General features: G+C 70.8%; 13 protein-coding genes. 8 read left to right on the top strand and 5 right to left on the bottom strand.

The features are described 5' to 3' along the window. Positions 1–87: 87 nt before the first annotated feature. The gene (locus ACLJOK_RS23820) at positions 88–1,296 is read right to left on the bottom strand and encodes a DUF349 domain-containing protein (protein WP_410820845.1); all 1,209 of its coding nucleotides are present in this window, start codon (positions 1,294–1,296) and stop codon (positions 88–90) included. 150 nt (positions 1,297–1,446) lie between these two features. Here ACLJOK_RS23820 and ACLJOK_RS23825 point away from each other — a divergent pair, with 150 nt between their 5' ends. Genes ACLJOK_RS23825 through dapF form a run of 3 tightly spaced genes read left to right on the top strand, consistent with a single transcriptional unit; the run spans position 1,447 to position 3,984 of the window. After that, positions 1,447–2,214, top strand: coding sequence for a hypothetical protein (locus ACLJOK_RS23825; RefSeq protein ID WP_410820846.1), 768 nt, complete (start codon positions 1,447–1,449; stop codon positions 2,212–2,214). Further along, positions 2,199–3,134, top strand: coding sequence for a tRNA (adenosine(37)-N6)-dimethylallyltransferase MiaA (miaA, locus tag ACLJOK_RS23830; RefSeq protein WP_410821576.1), 936 nt, complete (start codon positions 2,199–2,201; stop codon positions 3,132–3,134). The genes ACLJOK_RS23825 and miaA overlap by 16 nt, the downstream gene beginning before the upstream one ends. Positions 3,135–3,141: 7 nt before the next feature. Further along, complete coding sequence (gene dapF, locus ACLJOK_RS23835; RefSeq protein ID WP_410820847.1) at positions 3,142–3,984, top strand: diaminopimelate epimerase; 843 nt, start codon at positions 3,142–3,144, stop codon at positions 3,982–3,984. A 103-nt stretch (positions 3,985–4,087) separates the two neighbouring features. Here dapF and ACLJOK_RS23840 read toward each other — a convergent pair whose 3' ends face one another. Further along, positions 4,088–5,554 (bottom strand): NAD-dependent malic enzyme, encoded by a 1,467-nt coding sequence (locus ACLJOK_RS23840; RefSeq protein ID WP_238681286.1) that lies wholly within the window; start codon positions 5,552–5,554, stop codon positions 4,088–4,090. Positions 5,555–5,737: 183 nt separating this feature from the next. Between ACLJOK_RS23840 and hflX the strand changes: the two genes are divergently transcribed. Both hflX and ACLJOK_RS23850 read left to right on the top strand, forming a co-directional pair. Next, on the top strand, positions 5,738–7,192 hold the full coding sequence (gene hflX, locus ACLJOK_RS23845; RefSeq protein WP_410820848.1) for a GTPase HflX: 1,455 nt from the start codon (positions 5,738–5,740) through the stop codon (positions 7,190–7,192). Positions 7,193–7,242: 50 nt separating this feature from the next. Continuing rightward, the gene (locus tag ACLJOK_RS23850) at positions 7,243–8,934 is read left to right on the top strand and encodes a hypothetical protein (RefSeq protein WP_410820849.1); all 1,692 of its coding nucleotides are present in this window, start codon (positions 7,243–7,245) and stop codon (positions 8,932–8,934) included. Between the two features lie 75 nt (positions 8,935–9,009). Here ACLJOK_RS23850 and lexA read toward each other — a convergent pair whose 3' ends face one another. Then, the gene (lexA, locus tag ACLJOK_RS23855; protein ID WP_091400540.1) at positions 9,010–9,795 is read right to left on the bottom strand and encodes a transcriptional repressor LexA; all 786 of its coding nucleotides are present in this window, start codon (positions 9,793–9,795) and stop codon (positions 9,010–9,012) included. Positions 9,796–10,335: 540 nt separating this feature from the next. Between lexA and nrdR the strand changes: the two genes are divergently transcribed. Together nrdR and ACLJOK_RS23865 are read left to right on the top strand one after the other, a co-directional pair. Then, positions 10,336–10,836: a transcriptional regulator NrdR gene (gene nrdR, locus ACLJOK_RS23860; protein ID WP_410820850.1), complete on the top strand. Its 501-nt coding sequence runs from the start codon at positions 10,336–10,338 to the stop codon at positions 10,834–10,836. 35 nt (positions 10,837–10,871) lie between these two features. Beyond that, positions 10,872–13,778 carry a vitamin B12-dependent ribonucleotide reductase gene (locus tag ACLJOK_RS23865; RefSeq protein WP_410820851.1) on the top strand — a complete coding sequence of 969 codons (2,907 nt, stop codon included), beginning with the start codon at positions 10,872–10,874 and terminating at the stop codon, positions 13,776–13,778. Between the two features lie 453 nt (positions 13,779–14,231). Here the strand turns inward: ACLJOK_RS23865 and ACLJOK_RS23870 are convergent, their stop codons facing one another. After that, positions 14,232–15,131 (bottom strand): bifunctional 5,10-methylenetetrahydrofolate dehydrogenase/5,10-methenyltetrahydrofolate cyclohydrolase, encoded by a 900-nt coding sequence (locus tag ACLJOK_RS23870; RefSeq protein ID WP_410820852.1) that lies wholly within the window; start codon positions 15,129–15,131, stop codon positions 14,232–14,234. A gap of 162 nt (positions 15,132–15,293) precedes the next feature. Continuing rightward, positions 15,294–15,605, bottom strand: coding sequence for an NIPSNAP family protein (locus tag ACLJOK_RS23875; RefSeq protein WP_410820853.1), 312 nt, complete (start codon positions 15,603–15,605; stop codon positions 15,294–15,296). A gap of 87 nt (positions 15,606–15,692) precedes the next feature. On the opposite strand from ACLJOK_RS23875, the gene ACLJOK_RS23880 reads away from it, so the two are divergent. Then, the gene (locus ACLJOK_RS23880; RefSeq protein WP_410820854.1) at positions 15,693–16,262 is read left to right on the top strand and encodes an RNA polymerase sigma factor; all 570 of its coding nucleotides are present in this window, start codon (positions 15,693–15,695) and stop codon (positions 16,260–16,262) included. Positions 16,263–16,269: the final 7 nt, after the last annotated feature.

Raw genomic sequence — 16,269 nt, forward strand, 5'->3', positions numbered from 1 at the left:
GGATCTTGGCCCGGGGCCCGGGGCGCGGGGCGGACACGCGGGAGCCCCCGGTCCCGCTGGGGACCGAGGGCTCCGGACGTCGTCAGCTCAGCCGGCCTGCTCGGCGAGTTGGAGGAACTGCCGCTTGGAGGCGAGGGCCTGCTCAGCCTCCTTGATCCGGCGTGCGTCCCCGGCGCTCTGCGCCCGGGCCAGCCGGTCCTCGGCCTCCGCCACCTGCGCCCGCATCTGGGCGAGCAGCGGGTTGTCCTCCTTGGTGGTGCGGCGCCACGCCGAGTCCATCACGTCACGGACCTTGTCGTCGATGACGCGCAGTCGGCGCTCCAGCCCGGCGGCCGCCTCGCGGGGCACCCGGCCGGCCTCGTGCCACTGGGCCTGGATCTCCCGCAGCTTGGCCTGGGCGCCCTTCGGGTCGGCGTCGATGTCCAACGCCTCGGCCTCAACGATCAGGGCCTGCTTGCGCTCCAGGTTGCCGCGCTGCTCGTTGTCCCGTGCCGAGAAGACCTCGCTGCGCCGGCTGAAGAAGGCGTCCTGCGCACCCCGGAACCGTTCCCAGAGCTTCTGCTCGGCCTCCTTGGAGGCGCGCGGAGCGGCCTTCCACTGGGTCATCAGGTCCTTGAGCTGGTTGGCGGCGGCGGCCCAGTCGGTGGAGTCCGAGAGCTTCTCCGCTTCGGCGACCAGTTCCTCCTTGGCGGTCTGCGCCTGCTTGCGCTGCGAGTCCAGGGAGGCGAAGTGGGCGCCGCGGCGGCGGGTGAAGCCGTCCCGGGCGGCGGCGAACCGCTTCCACAGCTCACCGTCGGCCTTCTTGTCGACCCCGCGGATGGTCTTCCACTCGTCGAGGATCTCCTTGAGCCGGTCCCCGGCGGTCTTCCACCCGGTGGATTCGGCGGCCAGCTTCTCGGCCTCTTCGACCAGCGCGGTCTTGCGGGCCAGGGCCTCGCCGCGAGCGGCGTCCCGGGCGGCGCGCGCTTCGCCGGCCTTCTCCTCGGCGAGGGTCGCCAGCTTGTCCAGGCGGGCGGCCAGCGCGTCGATGTCGCCGACCACGTTGGCCTCGGGCAGCGTGGTGCGGATCCGCCGGATCGTGCTCAACGAGTGCCCGGCGTCCGCCGCACCCGACTTGAGTCGCGCCTCGGTCAGGTCCACCTCGGTCACCAGGTCGGCGAAGCGACGGGCGAAGTGTGCCAGGCCCTCCTCCGGTGCCCCCGCCTGCCAGGATCCGACCACCCGCTCTCCCTCGGTGGTCTTGACGTACACGGTGCCGTCCGCGTCCACCCGTCCGAAGGCAGTCCAGTCGCTCATGTGCCCATCCTCGTTCTCCCGGCGTCGAGGGATCGATCCCCCGTCGCCGCCACGGCGCAGCCAAGTTACTTCCGGCATTGTCACAGGTCCGACCCGGTCCGCGTCGAGCGCCTATCGCCGACCGTGACCATACGGTGTCCTAGGGGCCTAATGACCGGATCGGCTCGGAGACGCACCGGGGATTCCCGCTACGGTGGACGGGTGCCACTGGTCGCTGCCGCCGTCTGCCCGCATCCGCCCCTGCTCGTGCCCGAGGTGGCCGGTGCCGCGGCCCCGGAGCTGGACGATCTGCGGGCGGCCTGTGACACCTCCGTACGCCGGCTGTTGGCCACCGATCCGGACATTGTGGTGCTGGTGGGTACCGGCCCGGTGACCGGCCCGATCCGCACCCCGGCGACCGGTTCCCTCCAGCCCTGGGGTGTCGACCTGGACGTGCCACTGGTGCCGGGTCAACCGGACCGGGGCGCGGTGCTGCCGTTGAGCCTGACCATCGGTTCGTGGCTGTTGGCCCGCCACGGCACCCCACCGCCGGTGATCGCCGTGCAGGTGGCTGCCGATGCCGGCCCGGCCGAGCTGGCCGCGCTCGCCCAGGAGGTCGGCGCCGCCGGTGACCGGGTGGCGTCGCTGGTGCTCGGGGACGGGTCGGCCTGCCGCGGGGAGAAAGCACCCGGCTACGACGACGCGCGCGCCCTCCCGTACGACCGGGGGGTTGCCGCGGCGCTGGCCGACGCGGACCTGGACGCCCTGCTCGACCTCGACCCAGTGGTGTCGACGGAGCTGAAGGCCGCCGGTCGCGCCCCCTGGCAGGTGCTCGCCGGCGCGGCCCGCGCGGCCGGTGGTGGGTGGCGCGGCGAGTTGCTGCACGACTCCGCCCCCTACGGGGTGGCCTACTTCGTGGCGTCCTGGGAGCGGGTGTGACCAGCGCCGGTGTCGGCACTGTCGTCGCTGTGGTCGGCCCGACCGCGGCCGGCAAGTCGGCGCTGAGCATCGCGTTGGCGCACGCCCTGGACGGGGAGGTGGTCAACGTCGACTCGATGCAGCTCTACCGGGGCATGGACATCGGCACGGCCAAGTTGACAGTCGCCGAGCGGGACGGGGTGCCGCATCACCTGCTGGACATCTGGGAGGTCACCGAGCCGGCGAGCGTCGCGGAGTACCAGCGACTGGCCCGTGCGGCGGTGGACGACATCCTGTCCCGGGGGCGGGTGCCGCTGCTGGTCGGTGGCTCCGGGCTGTACGTGCGGGCGGTGCTGGAGCGCTTCGAGTTCCCCGGCACCGACGCCGCGCTGCGGGAGCGGCTGGAACGGGAGTTGGCCGAGGTCGGCCCGGCCCCGCTGTACGCGCGGCTGCGCGCCGCCGACCCGGTCGCCGCGCAGGGCATCCTGCCCGGTAACGGCCGGCGGATCGTGCGGGCCCTGGAGGTGATCGAGCTCACCGGCGCGCCGTTCGCCGCCTCGCTGCCGCAGCCCACGCCGTACTACCCGTCGGTGCAGCTCGGCGTCGACCTGGACACCGGCCTGCTGGACGAGCGCATCGCGATGCGGGTCGACCGGATGTGGGCCGACGGCCTGGTGCCGGAGACCCGTGAGCTGGTCGGGCGCGGCCTGCCCGAGGGGCGGACGGCGAGTCGGGCGCTGGGTTACCAGCAGGTGCTGCGCCTGCTCGCCGGTGAGCTGACCGAGGCGCAGGCGCACGACGAGACGGTCCGGGCGACCCGGCGTTTCGTCCGCCGGCAGCGGTCCTGGTTCCGGCGCGACCCGCGGATCCACTGGCTGGACTCGACGACGCCGGACCTGATCGGGGCCGCCCTGCGTCTGGTGCCGGCCGCTGCGCGATGATGGGGGAGTGGAGTTCACCAAGGGCCACGGCACCGGCAACGACTTCGTCCTCCTTCCCGACCCGGACGGTCAGCTCGACCTGACCCCGGAGCTGGTCGCTGCGCTCTGCGACCGGCGTCGGGGCATCGGCGCGGACGGCGTACTGCGGGTGGTCCGCGCGGCCAAGCATCCGGACGGCGCGGGTTTGGCCGGCGAGGCCGAGTGGTTCATGGACTACTGGAACGCCGACGGTTCGTTCGCCGAGATGTGCGGCAACGGCGCCCGGGTCTTCGTGCGCTACCTGCTCGACACCGGGTTGGCCACGCCGGCCGGTGCGGCGCTGCCGGTCGCCACCCGGGCCGGCGTCGTGCGCGCGCTGGTCGAGGGCGACGTCGTGTCCGTCGAGATGCGCCGACCCCAGGTGTACGACAGCTCCGCCGCCACCCTCGGCGGGCTGACCCTGACCGGTGCTGTGGTGGACGTCGGCAACCCGCACCTGGTCTGCGTGCTGCCGGCCGGCGTGGAGCTGTCGGCGTTGGACCTGACCGTCGCGCCCGGGTTCGACCCGGCGGTCTTCCCGAGCGGGGTGAACGTGGAGTTCATCGTGGCGGGCGACCCGGTCGACGGCACCGACGAGCACAGCCTGATGCGGGTGTACGAGCGTGGCAGCGCCGAGACAATGTCCTGCGGCACCGGTGCCTGTGCGGTGGGCGCCGTGGCGCTGCGTGACGCCGACCGGGACACCGGAGTGGTCGCCGTGGACGTGCCCGGCGGCCGCCTGACTGTGACGGTCACGTCGGACTCGTGCTGGCTCTCCGGCCCCGCCGTCCTGGTGGCCACCGGCGAGCTCAGCCTTCCCTCGCTTCCCTGACGCCCCGCCCCACCCGTGTTGATCAAGAGGTTTGCGTCAGCTTTCACGCGGTTCCTGACGCAAACCTCTTGATCAACGGCGTGGCCGGTGGGTCGTTCGCGCGTTACGGGGTGGCGCTGGCGCTGGCCGCGATCTCGGGGAGGTCGGCCGGGCCGGGGTCGGCGGCCGGCAGCGGGCTGGGGTTGTGCGCGGCGGCGCGGACGGCGGCGGCGACCGCCGGGGCGACCCGGGAGTCGAAGACGCTCGGCACGATCACCGTCGGGTTGATCTTGTCCTCCCCGACGACGTCGGCGATGGCCCGGGCGGCCGCTAGGGCCATCTCCTCGGTGAACTCCTCGGCGTGCGCGTCCAGCATGCCGCGGAACACCCCGGGGAAAGCGAGCACGTTGTTGATCTGGTTCGGCTGGTCCGAGCGGCCGGTGGCGACCACGGCGGCGTGCTTGCGCGCCTCCCGCGGGTCCACCTCCGGGTCCGGGTTCGCGAGGGCGAAGACGATCGAGTCCTTCGCCATCTGCGCGATGTCGTCGCCGGTGAGCAGGTTCGGCGCGCTGACCCCGATGAACACGTCGGCGCCGCGGATGGCGCCGGGCAGGTCGCCGGAGTAGTTCTCCTTGTTGGTGTTCTCCGCCAGCCACTGCCAGGCCGAGTTGAGCCCGGTCAGCCCGCGGTGCAGGGCGCCCTCCCGGTCGTACGCGATGATGTCGCCGACGCCCTGACGCAGCAGCAGCTTCATGATCGCGGTGCCGGCGGCGCCGGCTCCGGAGACGACCACCCGGACGTCCTCGAGCCGCTTGCCCACCACCCGCAGCGCGTTGGTCAGCGCGGCAAGCACGCAGATCGCGGTGCCGTGCTGGTCGTCGTGGAAGACCGGGATGTCCAGCGCCTCGCGCAGCCGGGCCTCGATCTCGAAGCAGCGCGGCGCGGCGATGTCCTCCAGGTTGATGCCGCCGTAGGCCGGCGCGATCGCCTTGACGATCTGCACGATCTCGTCGGTGTCCTGGGTGTCCAGCACCACCGGCCAGGCGTCCACACCGCCGAAGCGCTTGAACAGCGCGGCCTTGCCCTCCATCACCGGCAGCGACGCGGCCGGGCCGAGGTTGCCCAGGCCGAGCACCGCCGAGCCGTCGCTGACCACCGCGACGGTGTTGCGCTTGATGGTCAGCCGCCGCGCGTCGGCCGGGTTCTCGGCGATCGCCATGCAGACCCGGGCCACCCCCGGGGTGTACGCGCGGGACAGCTCGTCGCGGTTGCGCAGCGCGACCTTCGAGGTCACCTCGATCTTGCCGCCGAGGTGCAGCAGGAACGTCCGGTCCGACACCTTGCGCACATCCACGCCGTCCAGCGCGGTCAGCGCGTCGACCACCTGGTCGGCGTGACCGGCGTCGGCGGTGTCGCAGGTCAGGTCGACGATCACATGGGTCGGGTCCGAGTCCACCACGTCCAGTGCCGTGACGATCGCCCCGGCCTCGCCGACGGAGGTGGTGAGCCGGCCGATCGAGGAGGCGTCCGCGGTCACGGCGATCCGAATGGTGATCGAAAATCCGGCGCTGGGCATTCGGGTGATGGCCACGGGATCCCTCCGTAACGGCTGTGCGGCCGATCGGCCGCCGCCCGCATTTCTACCGGGTTGTCGCGGCCGACCAGCATTCGCCCCCACTTTTGGCGACCTTCACCATGGGCATATAGCAGGTGCGTTCGGCGTTGTGTCATGTCAGGATTACGTTCTACTTATCAAAACGGACAGGAGAACCGCTTGCGAGACCAGGAGAGCTTTGTCCCCGTCGAGGACGAGCTCGACGACGTCACCACCGGCGAGATGGATCTGTCGGAGCGACAGTCCCTCCGACGCGTCCCGGGCCTGTCAACCGAGCTCACCGACGTCACCGAGGTGGAATACCGCCAGCTGCGGCTGGAGCGGGTCGTCCTGGTGGGCGTCTGGACCGAAGGCACTGTCACCGACGCGGAAAACTCGCTGGCCGAGCTGGCCGCGCTGGCCGAAACCGCCGGTTCGCAGGTGCTCGAAGGGCTCATCCAGCGTCGTACCCGACCCGACCCGGCCACGTACATCGGCCGTGGCAAGGTCGACGACCTCGGCGCGGTGGTGCTCTCCACCGGCGCCGACACTGTCATCTGCGACGGTGAGTTGTCCCCGTCGCAGCTGCGCAACCTGGAGCAGCGCACCAAGGTCAAGGTCGTCGACCGCACCGCGCTGATCCTCGACATCTTCGCCCAGCACGCCAAGAGCAAGGAAGGTAAGGCGCAGGTCGAGCTGGCTCAGCTCGAATACCTGCTGCCCCGACTGCGCGGTTGGGGTGAGACGCTCTCCCGGCAGACCGGTGGTTCCGGCCGGGGCGGCGGCGCCGGCGGCGGTGTGGGTGTCCGTGGTCCCGGTGAGACCAAGCTGGAGACCGACCGGCGGCGCATCCGTCACCGCATCTCCCGGCTGCGTCGCGAGATCAAGAGCATGAAGACGGTACGCGTCACCAAGCGCGCCCGGCGTTCCCGCAACGCCGTTCCCGCGGTCGCCATCGCCGGCTACACCAACGCCGGCAAGTCCAGCCTGCTCAACCGCCTGACCGGCGCGGGCGTGCTGGTGGAGAACGCGCTGTTCGCCACGCTGGACCCGACCACCCGCAAGGCCACCACCTCGGACGGGCGGCTCTACACCCTCTCCGACACCGTCGGCTTCGTCCGACACCTCCCGCACCAGATCGTCGAGGCGTTCCGCTCGACGCTGGAGGAGGTCGCGGAGGCGGATCTGGTGGTGCACGTCGTGGACGGCACCCACCCGGATCCGGAGGAGCAGGTTCGGGCGGTCCACGCGGTGCTCGCCGAGGTCAGCGCGGACCGGCTCCCCGAGCTGTTGGTGGTCAACAAGACCGACGCGGCCGACGAGGACACTCTGCTGCGGCTCAAGCGGCTCTGGCCCGACGCGATCTTCGTGTCCGCGTACTCCGGGCGCGGCATGGACGAGCTGCGCGCGGCGATCGAGGAGCGGTTGCCGAGCCCGGCCGTGGAGGTCCGGGCCGTGCTCCCGTACGACCGGGGTGACCTGGTGGCTCGGGCGCACCGCACGGGCGAGGTGCTCAGCACGTCGCACCTGCCGGAGGGCACTTTGCTGCACGTCCGCGTCGGCGCGGAACTGGCGGCGGAGCTGACGGCGTTCGACGTGGAGCGGCAGGGGCAGGCGGCCGGCAGCCGGTCCTGAGCGGCCACGGCGTCATCCACCGGAAACGCGCGGCATGCGACACTGGCCGAATGCGCCGCGTTGTTTCCTCGGTCACGGTTGCCCTCGGCCTGCTCGGGGCAACCGTGGCGCTCGCCGGAGTCGCCGCAGCGGCTCCCGCCCCTGGGGCGTCCGGGCCGCCCGCCGCCAACCCTGGCCAGAAGCGATGCACGATCGTCGACGAACGCCTACGGGAGCTGTCCGGGCTGGTCGCCACCAAGAGTGGCTACATCGTCATCAACGACGGCACCGAGGTCGCGGAGCGCAAGCGGGTCTTCTTCCTCGACAGCAAGTGCAAGATCTCGAAGGAGCCGGTCCGCTACTCGGGGCAGGGTCCGTTCGACACCGAGGATCTCGCCCTGTCCAAGGACGGCAAGACCCTCTGGATCGCCGACACCGGTGACAACCCCGACTCGAAGGAGCGCCGCAGCCGCGTCGCGCTCTGGTCGATGCCGGTCACCGGCGCCAAGGCGCCGACGCTGCACCGGCTCTCCTACCCCGAGGCCAAGCCGCACGACGCCGAGGCGCTGCTCATCGGTGACGACGGAAAACCGCTGATCATCACCAAGGTGACCAGCGGCAAGGCCGACATTTACACGCCGTCGGCGGCTCTCAAGAGCGGCGACACCGCCCCGGTGCCGATGCGTAAGGCCGGCGAGCTCACGCTGCCGAAGACCCAGACGGAGAACACCCTCAACACGTTCGGCCGGATCGCCATCACCGGCGCGTCCCGGGCACCGGACGGCTCCCGGGTGGTCCTGCGCACCTACGCGGACGCCTTCGAGTTCGACGTCACCGGTGGCGATATCGTGGGCGCGCTCACCACCGGCAAGCCGCGGGTGACGCCGCTGGCCGACCCCTTCGGCGAGGCCATCAGTTACACCTCGGACGGGAAGTCGTTCCTCACCGTCTCCGACGCGGGCCGGTTCACCGAAGACGAGCCGCTCGACATCCTCAGCTACGCCCCGTCCACGTCGACCGCGGTGCCACTTGCTGCCGAGGACGGTGCCAAGCCGGCCGCCTCGAAATCCTGGACCGACGGGCTGAGCCTCGACGACATCACGTACCTGGTCGGGGCGGTCGGGCTGATCGGCCTGCTGTTGGTCGCCGCCGGCATCTTCGGCATTGTCCGCGCCCGCCGTCGGCCGCCGCCCGGTGACGCGTCCGACCCGTCGGAGCCGGATGGCGAGCCGTTCGGCCCGCCAGCGGGCCGTGCCGTCGACGGGTTCCCGGCCGACGATGACCGCAGGGGTGGTGTCTACGGGGGCGGCGCGCCGGCCGGTGGCGCGGTCTACGGCGGTGGTGCGGGTCGCGGCGGCCCGGCCCCAGCGGGTGGTGCCGTGTACGGCGGTGCCGGCCGGCCGGCACCGGCCGAGGGTGGCTACGGTGCGCCGCGACCGGACGGCGGCGGTGCTGGCGTGTACGGCGGCGGGGGACGTCCCCCGGCTGGCGGCGGCGGTCGTCCCCCGGCTGGCGGCGGTGGCCGTCCGCAGGGTGGCGGCGGCGGTCGCCCCCACGGCGGTGGCAGTGGTCGTCCTGGCGGTGGCGTGTACGGCGGCGACGGCGGTCAGCCCGGTCGCGCGGAGCCGCCACGGCGCGGTGGGCAGGAGCCCGACTACCGGGGTCAGCGGCCCGGTCGCCGACGCGACGACGACGCGCCGCCCGTGGACCCGTACGGGCAGTATCCCGGGGGCGGTCGCGGTCACCGGGGCGACCGTTACTGATCGGCGCTGAGGCGCTCACCCGGCCTGAACGAGCGGTGCGGGTGGGCGCGCCGTCGGCACCCACCCGCCGATCGGTCAGATCCGGCGTAGCACCGCCACGACCCGGCCCATGATGGTGGCGTCGTCGCCGGGGATCGGGTCGAAGGCCGGGTTCTGCGGCATCAGCCAGACGTGCCCGTCGCGCCGCCGGTAGGTCTTCACTGTCGCCTCGCCGTCGAGCATGGCGGCCACGATCTCGCCGGAGTCGGCGGTGGGCTGCTGCCGGACGACCACCCAGTCGCCGTCGCAGATCGCCGCGTCGAGCATCGAGTCGCCCTTGACCTGGAGCATGAAGACCTCGCCCTCACCCACCAGCTCGCGGGGGAGGGGGAAGATGTCCTCCACGGCCTGCTCGGCGAGGATCGGCCCACCGGCGGCGATCCGACCGAGCATCGGCACGTACGCCGGGGTCGGCCGCTGTGCCCTCGACAGCTCGTCGTCGATCGCCTCGCTGGGGGCGCGGACGTCCACCGCGCGCGGCCGGTTCGGGTCGCGGCGCAGGAAGCCCTTCTTCTCCAGCTCCTTGAGCTGGTAGGCGACGCTGGACGGCGACACCAGGCCGACCGCCTCGCCGATCTCGCGGACGCTCGGCGGGTAGCCGTGTCGTTCCACCCAGGTGCGGATGAACTCCAGGATGCGCCGCTGGCGGGCGGTCAGGTCGACCGTCGCCGGGTCGGGGAAGGCGCTGACCACCGGGGTGACCGGGCGCACGGCGGGCTGACCCGTCCGGCTGCGCGCGGCGCTGCGGCGTCGGGTGGCTGGCGGGCCCGCCTCGGTGATCTGCTGCGGGCTCTTCGGCCGGCTGGCCCGGTCCTCGGTCACGTCCGTCCTCCCTGGTCGGCGCTGGGTGCCTCGTCGGCTCGTGGTGCGTGCGGTGGTGCCACGTTGTTCATGACCGTATAGGTGAGATCAGTCATTTTCAAACATCTGTACGACCTCTCACCGGCGTGTCGGGGTGAAAAAGCACTCCGGTCGTACGGATGTTCTGATAAATGGTACGTCAGGTAGCACTGGTGTTCGATCGTGGACCATTTTCCGGCCTGATCCGGCCGGCTGGCCGGTAACCCGGGCGGGATCGTGACGTTGGGTCTTCGGGCGTTGTGCGGGGCGTGGATGACCGGATGGTCCGTGACGCGCCGGACACGCCGGTCAACTTGACCCGGCTTCCCCGGCGACATACGGTCGACCCCTAGATGTAGTAGTGACACGGGCGTAAGTTGCCTACAGGTTGGGTCTGACTACCGACCGCACTCCCGTAACGTCGATCACGGCGGGCGTCATCCGAGGATGGCATCGTCGGGGTCAGTCGTGCCCGGGAGCGTCCGGTGTGCTCGCAGTTGATCATTATTTTGGAGGTGGGCGATGCGGTGTCCGTACTGCCGGCACGCTGACTCCCGGGTGGTCGACTCGCGGGAGGCCGACGACGGCCAGCTCATCCGACGGCGGCGGTCCTGCCCGGAGTGCGGCAAGCGGTTCACCACCGTCGAGGAGGCGGTCCTCGCGGTCGTCAAGCGCAGCGGGGTGACCGAGCCGTTCAGTCGCACGAAGATCATCGGCGGGGTGCGTAAGGCGTGCCAGGGCCGGCCGGTGGACGACGACTCACTCGCGCTGCTCGCGCAGCGGGTGGAGGAGACGGTCCGGGCCAAGGGGGCCGCCGAGATCCCCAGCCACGACGTGGGCCTGGCGATCCTGGGTCCGCTGCGCGACCTGGACGAGATCGCCTACCTGCGGTTCGCCAGCGTCTACCGCTCGTTCGACTCGCTCGCCGACTTCGAGCGCGAGATCGAGACGTTGCGGGCCGCGGCGCGAGCCCGGGAGCAGGACCGGGCCGATGCGGTCGAGACCGCCGGCCGTACCAGCTGAGTCTTCACGGTTTTTCAAAGAGATTGGGACGCGCGGTGGGTGACCGCGCAGACGAGGGGGGCAACGGCGTGACTACTAGCCGTTCACGAAGCAAGGCAGGCGCGGGGCTGAAGATCGAGCGGGTGTGGACGACCGAGGGGGTCCACCCGTACGACGAGGTCTCCTGGGAGCGCCGTGACGTCGTGATGACGAACTGGCGGGACGGCTCGATCAACTTCGAGCAGCGTGGGGTGGAGTTCCCGGAGTCGTGGAGCGTCAACGCAGCCAACATCGTGACCACCAAGTACTTCCGGGGAGCGGTGGGGACCCCGGAGCGGGAGTGGTCGCTCAGGCAGTTGATCGACCGGGTGGTCACCACCTACCGCACCGCGGGTGAGGAGTACGGCTACTTCGCCAGCCCGGCAGACGCCGAGGTCTTCGCGCACGAGCTGACCTGGATGCTGCTCAACCAGGTGTTCAGCTTCAACTCGCCGGTCTGGTTCAACGTCGGCACGCCGTCGCCGCAGCAGGTCAGCGCCTGCTTCATCCTGGCCGTCGACGACTCGATGGACTCGATCCTCGACTGGTACAAGGAGGAGGGGCTGATCTTCAAGGGCGGCTCCGGCTCCGGGGTCAACCTGTCGCGGATCCGCTCGTCCCGTGAGCTGCTCTCCTCCGGCGGCAACGCTTCCGGCCCGGTCAGCTTCATGCGCGGCGCGGACGCCTCCGCCGGCACCATCAAGTCCGGCGGCGCGACCCGCCGGGCGGCCAAGATGGTCATCATCGACGTCGACCACCCGGACATCCAGGAGTTCGTGGTCACGAAGGCGCGCGAGGAGGACAAGATCCGCGCGCTGCGTGACGCCGGGTTCGACATGGACCTCGGTGGCTCCGACATCGTCAGCGTGCAGTACCAGAACGCCAACAACTCGGTCCGGGTCTCCGACGAGTTCATGTCGGCGGTGGAGAACGGCAAGGGCTTCGACCTGCGCGGCCGGCTGGACGGCTCGGTGATCGAGACCGTCGACGCCAAGAACCTGTTCCGCTCCATCTCCCAGGCAGCCTGGGAGTGCGCCGACCCAGGTCTGCAGTACGACGACACCATCAACGACTGGCACACCTGCCCGGAGACCGGGCGGATCACCGCGTCGAACCCGTGCTCGGAGTACCTGCACCTGGACAACTCCTCGTGCAACCTGGCCTCGCTCAACCTGATGAAGTTCCTCCGCGCCGACGGTGGCTTCGAGGTGGAGAAGTTCGTCAAGTCCGTCGAGTTCGTCATCACCGCGATGGACATTTCGATCTGCTTCGCGGACTTCCCGACCGAGAAGATCGGTGAGACGTCCCGCGCCTACCGGCAGCTCGGCATCGGCTACGCCAACCTGGGCGCCCTGCTGATGGCCACCGGCCTGCCGTACGACTCGGACCAGGGCCGCTCGGTCGCCGCGTCGATCACCTCCCTGATGACCGGCACCGCCTACCGCCGCTCGGCCGAGTTGGCCGGAGTCGTCGGCCCGTACGACGGCTACGCCCGCAACGCCGAGCCGCACAAGCGGGTCATGCGCAAGCACGCTGCGGCCAACGACGAGATCAAGCCGACCAGCCCGGTGGCCACCGCGATCGTTCGCGAGGCGACCAAGCAGTGGACCCAGGGCAACAAGATCGGCGACAAGAACGGTTGGCGCAACGCGCAGGCGAGCGTCCTCGCCCCGACCGGCACGATCGGCTTCATGATGGACTGCGACACGACCGGCGTGGAGCCGGACCTGGCGCTGGTCAAGTTCAAGAAGCTGGTCGGCGGCGGCTCGATGCAGATCGTCAACCAGACGGTGCCGCGCGCCCTGCGCAGCCTCGGCTACCCCGAGGAGCAGGTCGAGGCGATCGTCGAGCACATCGCCGACCACGGCCACGTGGTGGACGCCCCCGGCCTCAAGCCGGAGCACTACCCGGTCTTCGACTGCGCCATGGGGGAGCGGACGATCGCCCCGATGGGTCACGTGCGGATGATGGCGGCCATCCAGCCGTTCGTCTCCGGCGCCATCTCCAAGACGGTCAACATGCCGGAGGCGGCCACCGTCGAGGACGTCGAGAAGATCTACTTCGAGGGCTGGAAGCTCGGCCTCAAGGCGCTGGCGATCTACCGCGACAACTGCAAGGTCGGCCAGCCGCTCTCGGTGGCCAAGTCCAACAAGGCCACCGCACCGGCCGCAATCGAGACCGCACCGGCCGCGCCGGCCGCGGTCGAGAAGGTCATCGAGTACCGGCCGGTGCGTAAGCGCCTGCCGAAGAAGCGCCCGTCCGAGACGGTCAGTTTCTCCGTCGGTGGCGCCGAGGGCTACCTGACCGCGTCGTCCTACCCGGACGACGGCCTCGGTGAGGTCTTCCTGAAGATGTCCAAGCAGGGCTCGACCCTGGCCGGCGTGATGGACGCCTTCTCGGTGGCCATCAGCATCGGCCTGCAGTACGGCGTGCCGCTGGAGACGTTCGTCAGCAAGTTCACCAACATGCGCTTCGAGCCGGCCGGCATGACCGACGACCCGGACGTGCGGATGGCGGCCTCGGTGATGGACTACATCTTCCGTCGCTTGGCGCTGGACTTCCTGCCCTACGAGCGCCGCGCCGAGCTGGGCATCTTCACCGCCTCGGAGCGGGCCGCGCAGCTGCGGGCCGAGGCCGACGCGGAGGCCGCTGGCGTCACCGGCGCCGAGCTCACCGCGATGGCGTCGTCCGCGCCGGTGGAGACCCCGGCCAAGCCGGAGGCTGTCGCCCAGCCGGCCCAGGAGATGGCCGACGTGGCCGCCGCCAAGCCGGCTCCGAGCGTGGGTTCCAGCACCGAACTGCTGGAAGCCGTGATCGGCAAGGCCGCCGACGCGCCGCTCTGCTTCACCTGCGGTACGAAGATGCGCCCCGCCGGTAGCTGCTACGTCTGCGAGGGCTGCGGCTCCACCAGCGGCTGCAGCTGACGTACGCGAAACGCGGCGCTGCCCCGGCTTCCCTCGTGGGAGTCGGGGCAGCGCCGTTTCCAGATGCTCGTCATGACGGTATCCCCATGATCAAATGATCAAGGTAGGTCACCACCGTTGCGTCAGGCGGAGTGGCTGTCCATCAATCCGGAACTACCTCGTCGATCATGGAGTTGTGGTGGGTGACAAAGTGCCCGGACAGCACCATGCCAGGCACGACAACTCCATGATCGACGAGGACGGGACCGTCCCACCCGCGCCGATCTTGCACTTACTGTCCAGGCGTAGGGGGCATTCCGCGCATCTCGGCAACCGAAACTGCAAGATCGGCGCGAGTGGTCCGTTCCGTCGCCCTCGGTTGGGCCGCCTCGATCACTTGATGCTGGGTAGTTGTGCGCGAGCCGCTCTGGCTACTCAGCATCAAGTGATCTTGGCGATGACGGCGCAGTCGGGCTACTGGCTCGCTCGCTCGGCGGCGCGCACGGCGTTGCGGAAGAGCATCGCGACGGTGGTCGGACCGACCCCGCCGACCCGGGGGGTGATGGCGCCGGCGACCTCGGCGCACGCTTCGTCCACGTCCGGTAGGAGGCGCCGCCCTTCGTAGCGGACGCCGGCGCCGATGACGACGGCGCCGGGCTTGACGTGCTCAGGCTGCACAATCCGGGGTACGCCGGCCGCGGCGACGAGGATGTCGGCGCGGCGGGTGTAGCGGGCCCAGTCGGGCACCCCGGTGTGCACGACGGTGACGGCGGCGTTGGCGGTCGGGCGCTTCTGGGCGAGGAGCATGGCCAGGGGGCGGCCAAGGGTGGCGCCCCGGCCCAGGATGACGACCTCACGACCGGCGACGGGGATTTCGTAGTACGCCAGGAGGGCTTCGATGCCGGCGGGGGTGCACGGCAGCGGGCCGGGCAGGCCGACGGCGAGACGTCCCATGTTCAGTGGATGCATGCCGTCGACGTCCTTGTCCGGGTCGATGGTCTGCAGCGCCGCGTCGTAGTCCAGATGCCCCGGCACGGGGTACTGCACGAGCAGCCCGTGCACGGCTGGATCGCTGTTGAACCGGGCAATGGCCTGGTGCAGCTCGGCCTGGGTGGCGGTGGCGGGCAGGTGCACGTGCGGGGAGTCGAACCCGAGCGCGGCGGCCTGACGCTGCTTGATGGAGATGTAACCGGCGCTGGCGTCGTCGTCGCCGACGAGGATCGTGGCGAGGCTCGGTGTGATCCCGCGGCTGCGCAGGCGGGCGGCTGCGGCGGCGGTCTCGGCCAGGACGGCTTCGGCGACCGGCGCACCCGGCAGGAGCCGGGCCGTGCCGGAGGGGGTGCGGTGCTCGGTGGATTCGCTGGTCGTGGTCATGACGGTTCCTCGACGCAGGCGCCCAGGCGGTCGACGCCCGCGAGAGGCTCCCCGATGGTTCCACCATCCCCGTGCCGCCAGTCGCCGGTGCTTCGATAATGCCGTATCACCAGGTCGGCTGCCCAACTGGACCAGCAGCGCCGCCGTCAGAGCCGGGCGGCCTCAATCAGTCGGCAGGAGCGGGCGCATGAACGTTCGCTCGTACCGCACGACACAACCCGAGTGGTCCCGGATGCTGTCCGCCGCGAGGAACTCCGGGTCATTGCCGAATCGTGCGCGGTAACGCTCATAGGCTGCGAGGCTCTCGAAGCTGAACAGCGCCTCGGCCTTGTCGCTGGCGCCCTCGGCGGGCAGGAAGTAGCCGTGGTGCACGCCACCGTGCTTGGCCACCAGCCGCATCCATGCTCGGGCGAAGTCCTCGAACGCTTCGATCTGTGCGGGATCAATGGTGTAGTGCACGACACAGGTGATCACGCCGTCACCCTACGGGCGGGATGTTCGGTAACACCCGCGCTCCGCGTGACGAAGAAGGGGTGTGAGGGCTACGAGGGGGGACGGCCTGTGAATGAGCCGAGCCGAGCCGATGACGACATTTCTGGCATCGGAGCCGATCCGGTGGCCTTCGAGGTCTTCTACCGGCGGCACCTGGAGGCGGTGGGCCGGTTCGTGGCGCGGCGGGTCGACGACCCGCATCTCGCCGCCGACCTGACCGCCGACGTGTTCCTGGCGGTGATCGAGTCGGCGGCCGGCTACCGGCCGGAGCGGGGTAGCCAGATCGGCTGGCTGTACGGGGTGGCCCGCAACGTCATCGGCGACGAGCGGCGTCGGGTGGCTCAACGGCTGCGGGTGACCGGCCGGCTGGCCGGACGACGGGACCTCGGCCCCGATGACATCGCCCGCATCGAGGAACGGATCGACGCCGAGTCGGCGGCCTGCCGCACACATCGGGCGCTGAGTGAGCTGCCCGAGGGCACCCGAACGCTTGTCGAACTCGTCGCCGTGGACGGCCTCACCGTCGCGGAGGCGGCGACTGTGCTCGGGGTGTCGCCGGTCGCCGCTCGGGTCCGCCTGCACCGTGCCCGCCGTGTCGTCCGCGCCGTGCTCGCCCGCCCGGCAACCACCCTCGCCTGAGAGACGG

This window comes from Micromonospora sp. 050-3 (assembly GCF_046549335.1).
Taxonomy (GTDB): domain Bacteria; phylum Actinomycetota; class Actinomycetes; order Mycobacteriales; family Micromonosporaceae; genus Micromonospora; species Micromonospora trifolii.

Coding starts and splice junctions, on each gene's coding strand:
- ACLJOK_RS23820 (WP_410820845.1), bottom strand. CDS start 1,296: ATGAGCGACTGGACTGCCTTCGGACGGGTGGACGCGGACGGCACCGTG.
- ACLJOK_RS23850 (WP_410820849.1), top strand. CDS start 7,243: ATGCGCCGCGTTGTTTCCTCGGTCACGGTTGCCCTCGGCCTGCTCGGG.
- ACLJOK_RS23825 (WP_410820846.1), top strand. CDS start 1,447: ATGACCGGATCGGCTCGGAGACGCACCGGGGATTCCCGCTACGGTGGA.
- nrdR (WP_410820850.1), top strand. CDS start 10,336: ATGCGGTGTCCGTACTGCCGGCACGCTGACTCCCGGGTGGTCGACTCG.
- ACLJOK_RS23870 (WP_410820852.1), bottom strand. CDS start 15,131: ATGACCACGACCAGCGAATCCACCGAGCACCGCACCCCCTCCGGCACG.